The sequence below is a fragment of the Streptomyces sp. NPDC054841 genome, from assembly GCF_053611045.1.
The window spans coordinates 38,714-55,146 of the sequence record NZ_JBSGZO010000007.1 but is presented as its reverse complement, the minus strand read 5'-3'; the positions used below and the strand labels follow the sequence as shown (position 1 = coordinate 55,146).

Below are 16,433 nucleotides of genomic sequence, written 5' to 3'. Positions count from 1 at the left end.
ACGGCCGCCTTACGGCCGGACGAGTGTAGGCCGATCAGCCCGCCCAAGAACCAATAGGCCAAACAGACGAACTACACCTGATTCCTGATAGACCCGGTCGCGGAGGCTGCCGGCTTCGGACGGACCCGGGAGCAGGTCCGCACGTACGGAACTCGTGTCGCGGGTTCCGCAGCGTCAGCTGATGAGTCCCAGGTTCCGGTCGTCGGGGTGGTCGGTGAGCAGCAGCGTGGTTTCTTCGACGCGTTGGAAGCGCCCGTCGGGGGCGTGCTCACCGAAGAGGTACACCTCGGTGCGGGAGGTACGGCCGTTGTGCTGGGTGAGGGTGACGGTGTGCCGGTCGGCGTAACGCAGTCCGTCGCGGAATTCGTCGTGGAGCTCGATGTGGCCGCTGCGGACGAGCGAACGGAGGCGTGTCATGTGCTGGGCGAAGGCGGCACGGTCGCTCCACACGCCGTCGGTGCGCTGACGGTAGTCGGGGGTGAAATGCCGGTCGAGGGCTTCGGCGAGGTCGAGGCCCGGGGTGAACAGCAGGTCGTTGATGGCCCGGGTGATGTCGGTCGGTGTCACTGAGGTCTCTTCCTGGAGGAGTGGCGGGTCTGGGCGGCTCCGGCTCCGGGAGCCGGGGAAGGTTGATCGCCGGCCGGCCCGCTCGATGCCGGACGGGGGGCCGGTGTCAGTCGTGGACCGGGACGCCTTCGTGGACCCGGACGCCTTCGTGGACCGGGGTGAAGTCCAGGGACAGGGAGGCGGGGCCGCGGGTGTACAGGCCGGTCTCCCGGTAGCGGAAGTCGGGGCTGTAGCGGACCTGGTCGAGCAGGGGGAGGAGCATCGCGGCAACGGTCTCGATCTCGGCGCGGGCGAAGGCTGCGCCGACGCACTGGTGGAGTCCGGTACCGAAGGCCAGGTGCTGGGCGGCGGCGGTGAAGGAGCGGGCGGTGCCCAGGTCCGGGCGGTGGATGTCGAAGGTGTCCGGGGCGGTGAAGGCGTCGGGGTCGCGGTTGGCCGCACCGATCATGCAGAAGACGGTGGCACCTGCCGGGACGGTGGTGCCGGCGAAGACGGCGTCCTTCTCCGACTGGCGGGGAATGAGCTGGACCGGCGGGGTGTAGCGCAGGGTCTCGGCGATCGCGGCGGGCAGCAGGGCCGGGTCCTGGCGGACCTGGGCCATCTGCTCGGGGTGGTCGATCAGGTGCTTGAAGAGCAGGGCGAGGGTCTTGTCGGCGGGCTCGGTGGCGGCAGCCAGGACATTGATGATCAGCGCGGTGACGTCGCGATTGCTCATGGCGATGCCGTCGAACTCGGCGGTGCACAGCTTCGATATCAGGTCTTCGCCGGGGTGGCGGCGCCGCTGTTCGATGAGGGGGACGAGGTAGGCCTCCAGCTGCTCTGCGCAGTCCAGGCAGTGCCGGCGGCGTTCAGGTGTGAGGACGATGCTGGTGATGAACTCGGCGACCCCGCTGTGCCAGGCGGCGACCTGCTGCCAGTCCTTCTTGTCCAGGCCGAGGACGTCGAGCGTCACGTACACGGCGAGGGGCTTGCCGAAGTCGTTGACGAGGTCCACCCGGCCCCGGGGAAGAAAGGGTGCGATGAGCTCGGCGGCGTTGGCGTGGACGGCGCGTATCTGGTCTTGCAGGGCCTGCCCGGTGAAGCCCCGGACGACGATCTTTCGTTTGGCGGTGTGCTCGGCCCCGGTCATCTGGGCGAGGACCGGTCCGCGCATCACCGGCTCGGCGCGTACCTGCAACGTCTCGGTGCTGAACGCCTGATGGTCGGTCAGCACCCGCTTCACGTCCTGGTAGCGGGAGAGGAAGTAGCTGTCGATCGCCGGCTCGTAGTGCACCGGTGCACGTTCCCTCAGCCAGGCGAAGTACCGGTAGGGAGCGGCGGCGAAGTCGTCGGACAGGACACTGAAGCCGGACTCGGCTCTGGGCATGGCAGGAGATCTCTCAAGGGAAGAGGCACGGAGGGGACGGCATCCGCTCGCCGAGTTCTCAGGCTGGGGTGGCCGTCGACACCAACCCTGTGGAGCCGGTGGTGCGGCTATCGCTGGGGCGAGCTGCCGCGTTGCTTGCGCAGGTGGACGACGAGGAGCGCCAGGTCCACGGCGAGCGCGCCGGCGGCGAGTGCGGTTTGCCAGATCGGGCCGCCGGAGGCGAGATTGCCCACCAGACAGCCGGTGAGGATCACGGCAAGTATCGCGTTCTGGATGTCGCTGCGCAGCCACCACCGTGGGCGGGGAGACTCCTCCTCGGACAGTCGCAGCGCGTACAGCTCTACGGGCCCGAACTCCTCTTCGGGCGCGCGTTCGGTGGCGGCGAGGTGGTCGGCGGCTTCCCTGGTGAGCTCCGCGGCGCGTGCGCGGGGCACAGCGTGGCGCTCTTCGAGCAGCTGGGTCAGTTGGCGGAGCCAGTGCTCATGCCCGACCGTGGTGTTCTGAGCGTCCGTCCGAGATTGCATGGTAACTCCTTCAGGGTCTGCGGTTGGTTTGTCCCGTGTGGCCCACCCGAGCAGCGCGAGGCCCAGTAGGCACAGGACCGGGGCGGGTAGGTGGCCGATGGTCTTTTCGGAGAGGACGGTGAAGGCCGTCGCGCCCAGCACCGTTGCGGCGGCCACGAGCACCCACCCCGCGGCACGCTGTCGGGATCGCGAGGCGGTGGCCGCGAAGTGGCCGGCCGCCAGGGCCATGGCGATGAACGATGAGCCGACCAGCCCGCCAGGGGTCAGAGCCGGCGTGAATCCGCTTACGGCCCACAGGCAGGCGCCGCCGACCAGAGCGGCCGTACCGATCGGGGCGAGTGCAGCACGGACTGTCGCCGCAGGTGTCTGGCCGCCCCGGTGACGAAGACGCTCCTCGGGCGGGACGCGCTCGCGGACCACAGTGGTGGCGTACGCCTCCGGCATGCCGAAGGCGTCCTCAGGGCTTTCACCGCTGTCGGCGCAGTGCTGTGCGACCTCTTCCAGCACCGTGTCCGCGAGGGTGCTGTCCACCGATTGCCCAGCGAGTGCCAGTCGAACCCGTGCGTTCCACCGGGTGACCTCATCTGTCATGGCAACTCCTCCATGCTGTCGGCGAGGAGTTGATCCATCGCGTCGGAGAACTGCTTCCAGCTGGTGGTCTCTTCACGCAGCCGGGCCCGCCCCGCGTCGGTGAGCCGGTAGACCTTGCGTCCCGGCCCGCCCTCACCGGGCTCCCACCGTGCCTCCACCACCCCTTCGGTCTCGAGTCGGCCGAGCACCGGATACAGGGCGCCGCCACGGACCGTGCCGAATCCACGGGCAGTCAACTCCTGCACCAGCGCGTACCCGTGCCGGTCGCCCTCGGCAAGGACGGCGGCGAGCGCCAGCGGTAGCACCCCACGCAACCAGCCGGTCTCCACAGCGACCATCGATAGTCAACTCTACTTTCTACTCCGCGAGTTCGACTAGTTCGTTCTCAGACTAGTGAACCACATGCCGGTACCACGTCAACAGCCGGCAACCGGTCGCGGCCCGGGTGATTGCTCCCCGGACCGGCCGCCTGCCAGCATGAACCTGTGCTGATGGTCCCGAGCTGGGTATGGCAAGGCGGTCCGGTCCGCAGGGCAGTGAGCACCGGCCTTCCGGTAGGTGTCTTCCTGGGAGCATTCGTGCTCGCCGAGTCCGGATCGTGGGTGGGCGCAGCCTTGGCGGCCGTCTTCCTCGTCCCGTTCTGTGGAATCAGGATGGCCCGCCGGATGAGCAGAGCCTGGCCCGGAGCCAATGACCTGGACTCCGCCGACCGGGTAGCGGTGGTTCGCGCCACCCGACGTGGTGAGGACACCGGCGATATCCGACTCGCGCCCGCCGTCATCGACTACACCGGCGCGCTGCGGACAGCCGGGGAACGAGACCGCCTCCTCCAACGGCTGGTGCTGCTCTGCGCCGGACTGGCTGTGGCCCTCGCGCTGAGCGACACTTTCACGGGGTCAACCCGGGAGGCCTTGGTGTCGTGGCTGTGGGTCGCGATCTTTCTCGCAGAACTGATCTGGTGGCCCAGGAAGCGGGCTCGCATCATGTCCAACGCGGAACGGGCGGAGAGGTCGGCCCGTCACGTATTGCGCCAGAACCCGCTCGGCGAGTGAGACAGGCTGTTCCCCGATTCCGCCGAGTTGTCCCTGGTCCTCCAGCGCACGGAGCGCACGGAGCGCACGTTCCCGAACGCTGCCTCCACCCAAAGTGGCGCGCGGACCGAACTCGTCCTGCGCCGGACATCGGTCGGTGCCGCGGGGTACGAACGAACCGGTCAAACGCTTCTGTACACAGGCCTCAGCCGCAGTCGTTGCGGTTGATCTTCAGGGATCGGGTCTGGTCGTTGAGGTTGTAGGAACGCAGGTCATGAATGGAGCCTCCGCTGCGGGTCACACAGACCCAGCGTCCGGAGTAGTTCCTCTTCTCGTAGACCCGTGCGGTTCGGTCGGAGTTGTTCCTGATCGAGCTGCCGCGGTCGCGGATCGCAGAGGGCAGGTCCTTCACCCCGCCGTCGACCGCCCGCCGCACCCAGGGCTGCCCTTCAAAGTTGGTCTCCGGGTAGATGCACACATAGCCGCCAGGGCATTCGATGCCGGAACGCGCGGCACTCGCTCCGGCCTCGGCCGACACAGGCACGGTCAGCGGCAGGCATGACATGGCAGCAACGACAGCAGCACTCATCACATTTCCGATCACACCCATAAAAATAGTGCGCACCGCCCGGCAGCGGGCGGAGCGACTCCCCGATTCACTCGCGCGCGTGGGCACCCGCGCCTCGGCCACACAGACCGGCAACGCCCCGACCACCGCGGCGCCGCGCAGGCACGGCTCCTGATGACGGTGAGCCGACGTGCGGGAGACCGATCCGGGTCCAGGCCAGTGATGCACGCGCGCCCCCGACCAGCACCCGGGTCGGGGGCAGCGTCGTGTCGCCCGCCTACGTGTGGCTGGGGAGGAAGTCGGCGACCTGGGCGGCGAATGCGTCCGGGGTGACGATCTCGAGATTGAGCTGCTCCGCCTTGGTGCGTTTGGAGCCGGCGCTCTCGCCGGCGACGACGAGGCTGGTGCGCCTGGAGACGCTGGAGGACGACTTGCCGCCGGCGCTTTCGATGAGCTCGTTCATCTGGTTGCGGGAGAGCGCCTCGAGCGGCCCGGTCATGGCACCGGTGACGACTACGGTCATGCCGGCCAGCGGCCCCGCAGGAGCGTCCGCCCCGGCTGGGTCCGCGCCGGCCGCGGCCGGGGCGGGGGCGACGCCGGGTTCGGTCATGTTCACCCCGGCCGCGACGAGCTTGTCGATGACCTGTGCGAGCTCGGCGAGCTCAGCGACGATCACGGGGGCCTTCTCCACACCGATGCCGTCCACCTGCTGCATCGCCTCGGCATCCGCCTGCCGGATCGCGTCCATGGTGGCGAAGTGGCGGGCTATGCGGCGGGACATGGAGCGGCCGGTGCCGCGGACGCCGAGCGCGCACAGCACCCGGTTCAGCGGGCGGGTCTTGGCCTGTTCGATCGCGGTCAGCAGGTTGCCGGTGCTGGTCGCGCCCATCCGGTCCAGGGCGAGCAGCTGGTCGCGGGTGAGGGTGAACAGGTCGGCGATGTCGGTGACGAGGCCGGCATCGACGAGCTGCACGACGCGGGTGGCGCCCAGGCCCTCGATGTCGAGCTGGTCCCGTCCGGCGGCGTAGGAGAGGGAGGCGACAAGGTGGCAGTTGCGGCCGCGTTCGCACCGCCACCGCTGCTCGCCGGTGTCGATCCCGGAGCCGCACTGCGGGCACGTCTCTGGGAAGGCGATGGTCTGTTCGGCGCCGGTACGCAGGTGGGCGACGGGGGCTTCGATGCGCGGGATGATGTCGCCGGCCTTGTAGACCATGACCCGGTCACCGATGCGCAGGTCGCGACGGGTGATGTCAGCCGGGTTGTGGAGGGTGGCGTAGGTGACGGTGGAGCCGTCGATCTCGACCGGTTCCAGGACCGCGCGGGGCGCGATGATCCCGGTACGGCCCACCGCCCATTCCACGTCCAGCAGCCGGGTGATCTTCTCGACCGCGGGCAGCTTGTACGCGATCGCCCACCGGGGCGCCCGCGATCCGGATCCGGCATCCTGCTGGTCGCCCGCCAGGTCCGCCTTGATGACGATCCCGTCGATCCCGAACGGCAGCTCGGCACGCAGGGCAGCGATCTCCTCCACTCGGGCCAGGGCGGCCTCGGAGGTGGTCACCGTGCGGCCGGGGACCGCGGTCGCGGCGGCAGTGTGCACGCCCAGGGTGGCGGCGTACTCGATCAGTTCTCCGTGCGGGAGCCGGTCCAGGCGCTGGGCGAGCGCGTTGTCGGTGGTCGGTAGCGGCAGCAGTCCGTAGGCGAAGAAGGTCATCTCCACCGTGTAGGCGCGGTCCTTCGCACGCAGGGTTCCGGCAGCGGCGTTGCGCGGGTTGGCGAACGGCTCTCCGCCGTGCTGGACGCGGGTGGTGTTCGCGGTCTCGAACTGGGCGGTGGTCATCAGCACCTCGCCGCGCAACTCCAGGGAGACCTGCTCGGTGAGTCGGCCGGGCAGGCCGATGATGGTGCCGATGGCGTGCGAGACGTCCTCGCCGGCGGTCCCGTCTCCACGGGTGATCAGCCGGGTCAGGTGGCCGTTCTCGTAGCGGGCGGTGATGGCCAGGCCGTCGAGTTTTGGTTCCACGCTCCACCGGGCGACGGGCCGCCCGATCCGCCGTTCGAGGGACGCGGCCCAGGCGGTGAACTGCTCTGCGGAGAAGACGTTGTCCAGCGACAGCATCGGCGCGGTGTGCGGGACATCCCCGCCGACGGCTCCGCCGGCGACCTTCCCCGTCGGCGAGTCGGGCAGTACCTGGTCGGGGTGCTCCCGTTCCCAGTGCGTGATCGCGCGTATCAGCTGGTCGTACGCGGCGTCGTCGAGGTCGCTGTCGCCGCCCGTGTAGTACGCGGCCGCCGCCTTCTTGGCGTCCTCGACCGCCTGCGCGTACGCGGCAGCATCGGCAAGGACCGGAGTCGTTGTCATGGGCTTCATCGTGCCCGGTCGCACTGACAATCGAGCTCGACCGGCACGCGAGCGGCAGCCAGGCAGGAGATCCGTCGATAGAACACTCAGGACCACGCTGAGGCCCTGCGGTTCCCAGGCGGCCGATCCACAGCTCTTGACAATTGATCATGTTCCTGACAGCAGTGGCACTGCACCACTCCCACACGGCACCACAACCCGAAGGGGGCGATCAGCGCATGACCAAGCCTGAGAGCGCGGGATACGACTACGACGTCGTCATCAGCGGAGCCGGCCTCGCCGGCAGCGCCGCGGCGATCTTGCTCGCTCGACGCGGTGCCCGCGTCGCACTGCTGGAACGCCGCTCGGACCCCGAAGCGTACAAGGTGCTTTGCACCCACTCCATCACGGCCAACGCCTACCCGGTGCTGGACGAACTCGGCCTCGTCCCCGCTCTGGAGAAGGCGGGAGCCGTCCGCAACGAGGCCCGCTGGTACACCCGCTGGGGATGGATCGAGCCGAGGGCGGCACCGGCGGGCCCCGAGCTACCGTACGCGTACAACATTCGGCGCAGCACCCTCGACCCGTTGATCAGGTCCCATGCGGCCAACACTCCTGGCGTCGATCTGCTCCTCGGCCACCATGTGACCGGGCTGGTCCGGGAAGCCGGGCGAACCCTGGGGGTGCGCGCGTCGACCCTACAGGGCGAGCGCGAGATCCGGGCCCGTCTGGTGGTCGGCGCCGATGGCAAGGACTCGGCCGCAGCGGAGTTCGCCGGGGTGCCTGCTCGGCTGCACGAGAACGCGCGGTTCGGCTATCTCGCGCACTTCCGCGATCTTCCGCTGCACGGCGGGATCGGTCACGCCTGGTTCCTCGAGCCGGACATGGCGTACGCGTTTCCGAACGACGCCGGGGTGACGGTCATCGCGGTGCTCCCTGACAAGAAGCGGCTGCCGGCCTTCCGGGAAGACTTGGAAGGCAGCTTCTTCGAGTTCGTCCGCGCCCTGCCCGAGGCACCGCCCATCGACTCAGCCGAGCGCATCACGAAGATCATCGGTACTGTCAACTACCCGCTTCACAGCCGCAAGCCGACCGCACCGGGCGTCGCGCTCATCGGCGACGCCGCCCTGACCGGCGACCCTCTGTGGGGAGTGGGATGCGGGTGGGCCCTGCAGTCCGCCCAATGGTTGGCAGAGGCGGTCGCCTCGGCCGCAACCGGTCGGGGCGACCTCAACAGGTCGCTCGTGGTGTACGCACGCAGACACCGGCGCCGGCTGCGCGGTCACCAGTACCTGGCCGCCGACTTCGCCACGGCTCGTCCGTTCAATCCCTTGGAGCGGCTGATGTTCTCAGCGGCAGCGCGCGATGAGTCGGTGGCGCGGCACATGCATCTGTTCGCATCCCGCCTGATCGGTCCGCTGCGTTTCTTGAACCCCGTGGCACTGGCCAAGGCTTCGGTCGTCAACATCAAGCATCGCGGGGCGGCTGTGCCGCCCGCGCACCTGTCACGCACAAAGTCATGACCGGCTCCCCTCCCACTCCACTCGCTCTCGGCAGCTTCCGCAGAAAGGAACACTGAACCGCTCCGGGGTCCATGGAGGCCTGATTCGCAACTTGTTCCCGACGGACCCAGTTGCGCAGGTCTCGGTGGAACCGATCGCCCGCACAGGCGATCGAAGCGTTCACGAAGACCCATGGGAAGAAGTGGCCCCAGGCCGTCGCGAAGATCACCGACAACGCGGAGGAGCTGCTGGCGTTCCACGACTTCCCGGCCGAGCTGGATCCACCTGCGGACCACGAACCCCATCGAGAGGCCGGTCATTGGATTCCTGGGTTGTGTGCGGCGGATCATGCGACTACTGGGCTGCGACGATGGAACAGGTAACCGACGTGCCCGAGAACTTCGCCCAGCCTGCCGATCCGGCCCAGGCGAATGACTACGACAGCTTCGCCGACGCGTACTCGGCGGAAAACGAGAACAACCTCATAAACGCGTTCTACGAGCGGCCCGCGATGTTAGCCCTCGCCGGAGACGTGGCCGGTCGCCGGATCCTGGACGCCGGCTGCGGCTCGGGGCCCCTGTCCGCTGCACTACGCGACCGCGGTGCCACCGTTACCGGCATCGACGCCAGCGCCGGGATGCTGGCGTTGGCCAGGCGGCGGCTCGGTGACGACGTAGCCCTGCACGTCGTCGACCTGAGCGACCGCCTGCCGTTCGCCGGCAGTGAGTTCGACGACGTGGTCGCGTCGCTTGTCCTGCACTACCTGGAGGACTGGGAGCCGACGCTGGCCGAGATACGGCGAGTGCTCAGGCCCGGCGGCCGACTGATCGCGTCGGTGGACCACCCTTTCGTGGCCTACACGATCGAGGATCCTCGGCCCGACTATTTCGCGACCACCAGCTATACCTTCGACTGGACGTTCAACGGGCAGTCCTTCCCGATGAGGTTCTGGCGCAGGCCGTTGCACGCGATGACCGATGCCTTCACCACCGCCGGCTTCCGCCTTGCCGTCATCAGCGAGCCGCAGCCCGACCCGGCCGCCCGTGAACTGTTCCCCGACGGCTTCCATGACCTTTCGACCAAAACCAGCTTCCTGTTCTTCGTGGTCGAGGTACCGCCGTCGGCTGCGGGCTCGGACGAATAGCCGTGCAAGCCGCCCGCGAACTGGGAGAGATGGCCGATCCCCGGCACCGCCGACGCGCTCGCCGGCTTGGCCGCCGACCACGCTCTCGACAGCTCCGCGCGGCTCGATGCGGCGAAGGATCTCCCCCGCCTCCACGATCCCCGGTCCGCACGCCTGCCGGCCGGCCTCGCCGCCGACCCCATATTCGGCTCGGGACGGACCTTCGCCGCACAACAGCCGGCGTCACCGACGCCTACACCCGCTTCCTGCCGCACGTCAACGTGCGACGCCGAGAGCCCGCCCCCTCCCTCAGCGGGATTCGAGGCTCCGCTTGAGGGCGGAGAGAGTCGCCCGCATGTTCGCCTCATTGTGCTCTGCGCGGGCACCGTTGCTCAGCAGCCTGTCACCGATCCTGGCGACGTACCGCCAGGGGAATCCCGTCCGCAGGTCCCGCCACGACTGCTCCACCCGAGTGCCGTCGCCGACGGCACTAAACCGGTACGACCACTCGGCGACCGGAATACCGAAGCGGACCCGCCAGGCGAAGACCTTCCCGGACTCAGAGTGAGTGACCGTGCACCGGGTGTTCCAGTGCACCGCCCCCTTGCGGTTGCTTCCCACGAACTGCGCCCCGGGACGGGGCTCCTGGACCGGTCCCACCCAGCGGCACCCCGTGCACTCCGGGCTCCACTCGCCGATCCGGGTCACATCGGCAACGGCCTGCCACACCACCTCCGGCGGTGCGGCTATCGACTCCGTGACGACGGCAGTACGGCGTTTGGCTGACATGCGATGATCCCGTCGCGATCTCCCCCCACCTGCTCTTTGCAGTCTAGCTCCGGAACAACCGCACCCCGCGCCCCTGACGTCACCAGGTGACGCCGAGCACCACCCGCAGCTGCTCCAGGGCCCAGGACAGGTCCTCCTTCTCGATCACCAGCGGCGACGCGATCCGGATGGTGTTCCCGGGGTGCCCTTGACCAGCGCCCCGCGGGCCATCAGCAGCTCGGACAGACGCCTGCCCGCCCGCTCACCCCGCAGGCCTTGCGCAGATGGCCGGCATGGCCGAATGGCAGTCCTCACCATAGACACCGCCGCTCACCTGCAGCGATGGCTTGACGAGCTTCACAGGCCGGCCGCGAGACTTCCAGGTCTCGGTGGGTGCGCTCCTCGTATGGGTTGGGCGGTGAGCTGTATGAGTGGTTCGTGTAAGCCATCCGACGGCTCAACAGGTGACGTTCAGACTGCTGCGCCGCTCCCGGACCGACAGTGGGCCGCACGGCAGATGCCGTGACGGGACGTGCGGACAGATGCCGCCACTGTGGCAGGACGGGTGAGGCCGCCGACCCGGATATCCGGCGGCGGCAGCCCGCCAGAGAAAAGGGGACCATCGTCCGGTCCCGAAGGAGTGTCATGCGCGGTGTCCGCCCGATCCGGGGGCTGCTGGCCACGATCCTCACGGTGGTGGGCCTGGCTGCCATCCCGTCGACCACGCCAACCTTTGCGGCGCCTGCTGGTTCTCAATCGAGCGACCAGGATGTCTGCACGCAACCGCCTGAGCCTGACCGGACGGCCTGCCTGGCCACGATCCGCACCGACTTGCCGTCCGTGTCCTCCGTCCCGCCGAACGCGAAGCCGCCCGGCTACAGTCCCCGGGACATCCGCAGTGCCTACGACCTTTCCGGACGCCACGGCGACGACCACGGCCATGGCGACGGCGACGGCGACGGCCACGGTCTGGGCCACGGCGACGGCCACGGCCAGGGCCACGGCAGGACAGTGGCTATCACCGTCGCCTTCCACAACCCCAATCTGGAGAGCGACCTGGCTGTCTACCGCCGCCAGTTCAACCTCCCGCCCTGCACGAAGGCCAACGGCTGCCTCCGCCAGATCAACCAACGCGGCGGCTCCACTCCCCCGTCCGGCACCAACAGTGGCTGGGCGCTGGAGTCCGCACTGGACGTCGACGCAGTGAGCGCGGCCTGCCCGGGCTGCCGGATCCTGGTCGTCGAAGCCGACAACAACCTCCTCAGCAACCTGCTCACCGCAGTCGACCAAGCCGTCACGCAGGGCGCCAAGGTCGTCTCGAACAGCTGGGCCCTCACCGTCGGGGAGGTCCCGTTCGAGACTTCGTTCGATCACCATTTCAGTGACCATCCCGGCGTAGCCTTCACCTTCGCCGCGGGCAACGGCGGATACGGAACGACCTACCCGGCTGCCTCGCCCTACGTCACCTCGGTGGGCGGCACATCCCTGAACCGAGCCCGCAACCTCCGCGGCTGGACAGAGAGCGCCTGGTCCCGCACCGGCTCCGGCTGCTCCCTCTACGAACCCAAGCCGTCTTTCCAGCACGACCCGTTGTGTGCCAACCGCACCATGAACGACGTCTCCGCGGTCGCCGACCCTGCGACCGGCCTTGCGGTGTACAACACCTTCGGGTCGTCCGGCACCGGCTGGCGAGTCGTCGGCGGCACCAGCCTGTCCAACGTACTGGTCGCCGCCATGTACGCCCTGGCCGGCAACCACACCTCCGGTACCTACCCCAACTCCTATCCCTACGCCCGTTCACATGCCTTCAACGACATCACCACCGGTTCCAACGGTGCCTGCGGCGGCACCTACCTGTGCACCGCTGCCCCCGGATACGACGGACCGACCGGCATCGGCACCCCGCGCGGCGTCGCCGGACTGAGAGGCCGGGCCTGGTAGACGTCGATGGAGTCACGCCCTCACGCCACACCCACGCACCGCCTCCGACCTCGCGGCCCTGACCGCACCTTGGGCCCATGACGAGCGGCGTCCGGTGCGGTGCATCGCAAGGCGGCCGAACAGCCACGTACTGCGCCGTACTCGGCTGTTTGGCCAACAAAAGGAGGTGCCGTGCCGGGCGTCGCAAGCTTTGGAGGTCTTCAACCTGTGATCATGGAGCGTTCGGTGAAGGTGATCGACGAGGAGCTCCAGGTCGCGGGGGCCGAACTGCCGCCGCCGTGTGACGCTCGTGGGAATGCGCTGTAGGTGATGTGGTGAACTGGTTGACCTCGCTGCCGACGGTGGTGCTGGTTGTGGGCTGGCTCTTCCTTGCCTTACTGGTCGCGGCCCTCGCGCGGGTCGGCGTCCGGGCGCTCGTACCGGTCGGGGAACAGGACCGGGTGCCGCAGATCGCCCCGCCCCTGATGCCAACACTCGGCGCTGCCTTCGCGATCTTTGCGGCACTCTCACTGGCCAGCGAGGCCGGCTACCTGCGCGCAGCAGAGGGGCTGGTGAGCGACGAGGCGGCCGCAGCCTCCCGCCTGGCGTGGACGGCGACAAGTCCGCGAGTCCACTCGGAACCGATCCATGCGGCACTGCTGGACTACCTGCAGACCACGCGTGTCAGGGAATGGGAGGGTGCGGCAGCGGCGTCCGGCGAAGACCCGGCCACCGCTCACGCGATCGCACGGCTGGAGCGGAGCGTGCGCGCCGAGGCGGCCCGGCCCGAGCCTGGAACCCCCGCGAGCACGGAGCTGCTGGCTTCCCTGGACAGCGTCACCAGTAGTCGTCGCGCCCGGGTCGCGGCCGCCTCGCGCGACGTTCCCGCGCTCTACGTCGTCACGCTCGTGGTTAGCGGACTGGCCTTGATCGCGAACGCCGGCGCACTGATCTTCCGCAGCAGCCTGCGAACGTCACTGCTCATCGTGGGCGTTGCGAGTGTGGTCGGGCTGAGCCTGGCATTGCTCTTCGCACTCAGCGCGCCCTGGAGTGGACCGTTCATCGTGAGTGGGCATCCACTCGACGGCATCGTCGAGGACCTGAAGTCCGGCTTCTTCCACGGCGGGCCGTAGGCGGCGGGTACGCAGCAGCGTGTTCTCGCGCTGCAGCCGCGCGGCCTCCTGGTCGCACACGTATTGAGCGTCACGTGCAGGAGGTGCTGGCGGAGGCGCCCGCTGCCGACTGGGCGCGAGCGGACGGGAACCGGTGAGCGCCTTCACGGCGACCTGGCGTGCGAGGACCGGCGTACGCACGTGGCCGGAGGCGTTCACTCGCCGGTGCCCGCGCCCGGCCGCAGGTCGGGGTGTTCCTCGGTCAGCCGGTCCGGCGCCGCCTGTCTCCAGGAGTCAACGAGGATGTCGCGCAGTTCGTCCAGGTCCTCCAGTGCGGTGAGCCGCACCCGGACCCAGGCTGAACTCGCCTCGTGCGGTGGCACCCAGAACTTCTCCGGCTCGGCAGCGATCAGCTCTGCGCGCTCGTGTTTCGGGCAGCGCACGGCGAACGATGTCTGGTCGTCGGGGATCGTGACGTACATCTTCCCGGCCACGCGGAATGTGGGCATGCTCCATGCTTCCTTCTCCACCGTCTCAGGAAGGGACAGCGCGACACGACGGACATCCTCGGCATCGATCATGTCCCCCACGGTAGCCAGCGTCACTGACACGCTGCCGCACTCAGACGGACATCCGGTCTGCTGTCGGGTGGGTGGGCATCGCAGCTCGACATCGCGCTGCCGACCGTGCCCGACCCCCGCACCGCGGCGAACGCGGACACCGGGCGGACTGTTGTATGGCAGTACGGAGGCGTGAACTACCGGGACAGGCGCAGGTTCCGACTACTGATCCCTGGTCCGCCGCACGACAGCGCGGGGCCGGCCAAGCCTCGGCTTCGGTCTACGTCTGCTCGGTGGACTGCTGGGCGGCCTCGCGTGCGCCGGCGCTGACCAGCCCTGTCTCGTAGGCGACGATGACGGCCTGGACACGGTCACGAACTCCGAGCTTGGCGAGGATGCGGGCGACGTGGGTCTTGACGGTCGGCTCGGCCAGGTGGAGGCGGGTGGCGAGTTCGACGTTGCTCAGTCCTCGGGCCAGCAGGCCGAGGACCTCCACTTCGCGCGGGGTGAGCGAGGCGAGGTCGCGGTGGAGGGCGGCGGTGTCGCTGCCGCGCTGGGCGAAACGCTGCACGAGGCGGCGAGTGATGGCCGGCGCCAGGAGAGCGTCGCCGGTGCGGACCGTACGGACGGCCGCGGCCAGGTGCTCGGGGGTGACGTCCTTGAGGAGGAAGCCGCTGGCGCCGGCGGACAGTGCCGCGTAGACGTACCGGTCGAGGTCGAAGGTGGTCAGGATGATGATGCGGGGTTCGCCAGGGGCGCCGGTGAGGATGCGGCGGGTGGCCTCCAGGCCGTCCATCACGGGCATCCGGACGTCCATCAGGACCACGTCGGGACGTGTGCGGCGGACCGCTTCGACCGCTTCGGTTCCGTTGGTCGCCTCGGCGACGACGTCGATGCCTTCGGCGCCGAGGATCAACCGGAATCCGGTACGGACCAGGGTCTGGTCGTCGGCGAGGAGCACGCGCAGCGGCTCGGTCACGGTGCCTCCAGAGGGATCAGCGCTTCCACACGGTAGCCGCCGGTCAGGTGTCGGCCGGTGTTCAGGGTTCCGTCGTAGACGGCGAGGCGCTCGCGCAGGCCGATCAGGCCCCGGCCGTTTCCGGTGGGCGCGCCCGCACCCGGGTGTCCACCGGTGTCGGTGACTTCCACCCGGAGCCGGTCCGGGCCGTATTCGACGGTCACGGCGGCGGTGGCGCCGGACGCGTGCTTCACGGTGTTGGTCAGGGCTTCCTGGACCACGCGGTAGGCGGCGAGTTCGAGGCCGGGCGGGAGGGGACGGGGTGGGCCGGTCACGGTCAGGTCGACGGGCAGTCCGGTGCCCCGGACCCGTCCGACCAGTGTTTCCAGTTGGTCCAGACCGGGTTGCGGGGCCAGCTCCGCCGCCGTATCGGCCGGGTCTGCACCTCCGTCCGTCCCCTCGCCCTCGTCGGCCATGGTGAGCAGTCCCATGACGTGGCGCAGTTCGGTCATGGCTGCCCGCCCGCCCGCCTCGACGGCGAGCAGGGCCTCGCCGGCCTGCTCGGGGGCGGTCTTCATGATCTTGCGGGCGGCACCCGCCTGAATGACCATCACACTGACGTTGTGCGTGACGACGTCGTGCAATTCGCGAGCGATCCTCGCGCGCTCGTGCTCGACCGCCCGGCGAAGTGCCTCTGCCTGTTCGCGTTCCAGAGCGGAGAGCCGGGTCCGGCCTTCGTCGGTCCGGAGTTTCCAGGTGCGCAGCCCGAGGGCGGCTACCGCCATCGGGACCAGAATCAGCAGGGCGATGTATTCGTTGGGGACGATCGGTGTCACCGAGTTCCCCGAGGTGCCGACCAGGACGACCGACACCGGCAGCGCCGCCAGCGTCGCCACCCGGTACGGGCTGTACACGGCGGCGCTGTAGACGGCGATGACGAACGCGTAGAAGGTCAGCCGCAGGACGCTCTGCGGTGTCGCCAGTACCGCGGCCGTCACGACGCACAGCACGGCGAGCGGGTAGCGGCGGCGCAGCGCCAGGGCACCCGAGGCGACGACCGCGAGGGTCACCATGAGGGCCAGGCCGCCGGGCCCGGACGGGCGCGGTAGGACGACCGCCACGCCGGGTGCGATCTCACGCACCACGACGACATTGGCGTTGTCGATGCCGTAGTAGACGGTGGCGATTCCGAGTGCCAGTGCCACCAGCGCGTCGAACTGCCAGGCGCGCCGGGTGGGCCGCAGCGGTGGACCGCTCGGAAGCCTGGCGTCGCGGACCGCCTGGCGGACGGCTTCCCGCAGCCGCTCCAGCGTCGTACGTACGTTCATCACCGGTTCATTGTCGCCAACGCACGGGCCCTCCGAGTCCGTTCCGGTGGTCATTCCCGGCGCAGCGGATACATCAGTCGCCTACATCGCAGGGATGACGTTTCCGGGGCTCATCCCAGCGCGGTACCGCAATGGGTTCGGGCGGGCGACGCGTGCGGGCCGGGCCCACTCCTA

At 69.1% G+C, this 16,433-nt stretch carries 15 protein-coding genes and 1 pseudogene; 6 read left to right on the top strand and 10 right to left on the bottom strand.

The annotated features are described in order from the left end of the window. Positions 1 to 174: 174 nt before the first annotated feature. From ACWGI8_RS02260 to ACWGI8_RS02245, 4 genes are all read right to left on the bottom strand, one after another. The gene (locus tag ACWGI8_RS02260) at positions 175 to 567 is read right to left on the bottom strand and encodes a nuclear transport factor 2 family protein (protein ID WP_453657849.1); all 393 of its coding nucleotides are present in this window, start codon (positions 565 to 567) and stop codon (positions 175 to 177) included. Positions 568 to 673: 106 nt separating this feature from the next. After that, the gene (locus ACWGI8_RS02255) at positions 674 to 1,933 is read right to left on the bottom strand and encodes a cytochrome P450, cyclodipeptide synthase-associated (RefSeq protein ID WP_453657847.1); all 1,260 of its coding nucleotides are present in this window, start codon (positions 1,931 to 1,933) and stop codon (positions 674 to 676) included. Between the two features lie 107 nt (positions 1,934 to 2,040). Next, a complete protein-coding gene (locus tag ACWGI8_RS02250; RefSeq protein WP_453657845.1) occupies positions 2,041 to 3,048 on the bottom strand; it encodes a hypothetical protein in 1,008 nt (335 codons plus the stop codon). Next, positions 3,045 to 3,386: a PadR family transcriptional regulator gene (locus ACWGI8_RS02245; RefSeq protein ID WP_453657843.1), complete on the bottom strand. Its 342-nt coding sequence runs from the start codon at positions 3,384 to 3,386 to the stop codon at positions 3,045 to 3,047. Before ACWGI8_RS02245 ends, ACWGI8_RS02250 begins: the two co-directional genes overlap by 4 nt. Positions 3,387 to 3,713: 327 nt before the next feature. Here ACWGI8_RS02245 and ACWGI8_RS02240 point away from each other — a divergent pair, with 327 nt between their 5' ends. Then, positions 3,714 to 4,100 (top strand): hypothetical protein, encoded by a 387-nt coding sequence (locus tag ACWGI8_RS02240; protein WP_453657841.1) that lies wholly within the window; start codon positions 3,714 to 3,716, stop codon positions 4,098 to 4,100. Between the two features lie 184 nt (positions 4,101 to 4,284). Here the strand turns inward: ACWGI8_RS02240 and ACWGI8_RS02235 are convergent, their stop codons facing one another. Together ACWGI8_RS02235 and ligA are read right to left on the bottom strand one after the other, a co-directional pair. Then, a complete protein-coding gene (locus ACWGI8_RS02235) occupies positions 4,285 to 4,875 on the bottom strand; it encodes a peptidase inhibitor family I36 protein (protein ID WP_453657839.1) in 591 nt (196 codons plus the stop codon). A 49-nt stretch (positions 4,876 to 4,924) separates the two neighbouring features. Then, complete coding sequence (gene ligA, locus ACWGI8_RS02230; RefSeq protein WP_453657837.1) at positions 4,925 to 7,009, bottom strand: NAD-dependent DNA ligase LigA; 2,085 nt, start codon at positions 7,007 to 7,009, stop codon at positions 4,925 to 4,927. Positions 7,010 to 7,227: 218 nt separating this feature from the next. Here ligA and ACWGI8_RS02225 point away from each other — a divergent pair, with 218 nt between their 5' ends. The 3 genes and pseudogenes from ACWGI8_RS02225 (at position 7,228) to ACWGI8_RS02215 (ending at position 9,634) form a co-directional block, all read left to right on the top strand. Then, positions 7,228 to 8,511 (top strand): NAD(P)/FAD-dependent oxidoreductase, encoded by a 1,284-nt coding sequence (locus ACWGI8_RS02225; RefSeq protein ID WP_453657835.1) that lies wholly within the window; start codon positions 7,228 to 7,230, stop codon positions 8,509 to 8,511. A 179-nt stretch (positions 8,512 to 8,690) separates the two neighbouring features. After that, positions 8,691 to 8,799: pseudogene (locus tag ACWGI8_RS02220) on the top strand (transposase); the annotation flags it as partial. Between the two features lie 61 nt (positions 8,800 to 8,860). Then, positions 8,861 to 9,634, top strand: coding sequence for a class I SAM-dependent methyltransferase (locus ACWGI8_RS02215; RefSeq protein ID WP_453657833.1), 774 nt, complete (start codon positions 8,861 to 8,863; stop codon positions 9,632 to 9,634). Positions 9,635 to 9,922: 288 nt separating this feature from the next. On the opposite strand, the gene ACWGI8_RS02210 is transcribed toward ACWGI8_RS02215, so the two are convergent. Then, entirely contained in the window at positions 9,923 to 10,402 is a 480-nt protein-coding gene (locus ACWGI8_RS02210; RefSeq protein WP_453657831.1) for an SRPBCC family protein, read from the bottom strand. A gap of 624 nt (positions 10,403 to 11,026) precedes the next feature. Here ACWGI8_RS02210 and ACWGI8_RS02205 point away from each other — a divergent pair. Both ACWGI8_RS02205 and ACWGI8_RS02200 read left to right on the top strand, forming a co-directional pair. After that, a complete protein-coding gene (locus ACWGI8_RS02205) occupies positions 11,027 to 12,322 on the top strand; it encodes a S53 family peptidase (RefSeq protein ID WP_453657829.1) in 1,296 nt (431 codons plus the stop codon). A gap of 314 nt (positions 12,323 to 12,636) precedes the next feature. Beyond that, positions 12,637 to 13,434 (top strand): bestrophin-like domain, encoded by a 798-nt coding sequence (locus ACWGI8_RS02200; protein ID WP_453657827.1) that lies wholly within the window; start codon positions 12,637 to 12,639, stop codon positions 13,432 to 13,434. A gap of 194 nt (positions 13,435 to 13,628) precedes the next feature. On the opposite strand, the gene ACWGI8_RS02195 is transcribed toward ACWGI8_RS02200, so the two are convergent. From ACWGI8_RS02195 to ACWGI8_RS02185, 3 genes are all read right to left on the bottom strand, one after another. Then, complete coding sequence (locus ACWGI8_RS02195) at positions 13,629 to 13,994, bottom strand: MmcQ/YjbR family DNA-binding protein (protein ID WP_453657825.1); 366 nt, start codon at positions 13,992 to 13,994, stop codon at positions 13,629 to 13,631. A gap of 259 nt (positions 13,995 to 14,253) precedes the next feature. Beyond that, the gene (locus tag ACWGI8_RS02190) at positions 14,254 to 14,952 is read right to left on the bottom strand and encodes a response regulator (RefSeq protein WP_453657823.1); all 699 of its coding nucleotides are present in this window, start codon (positions 14,950 to 14,952) and stop codon (positions 14,254 to 14,256) included. Continuing rightward, entirely contained in the window at positions 14,949 to 16,259 is a 1,311-nt protein-coding gene (locus ACWGI8_RS02185) for a sensor histidine kinase (RefSeq protein WP_453657821.1), read from the bottom strand. The genes ACWGI8_RS02190 and ACWGI8_RS02185 overlap by 4 nt, the downstream gene beginning before the upstream one ends. Between the last annotated feature and the right edge of the window lie 174 nt (positions 16,260 to 16,433).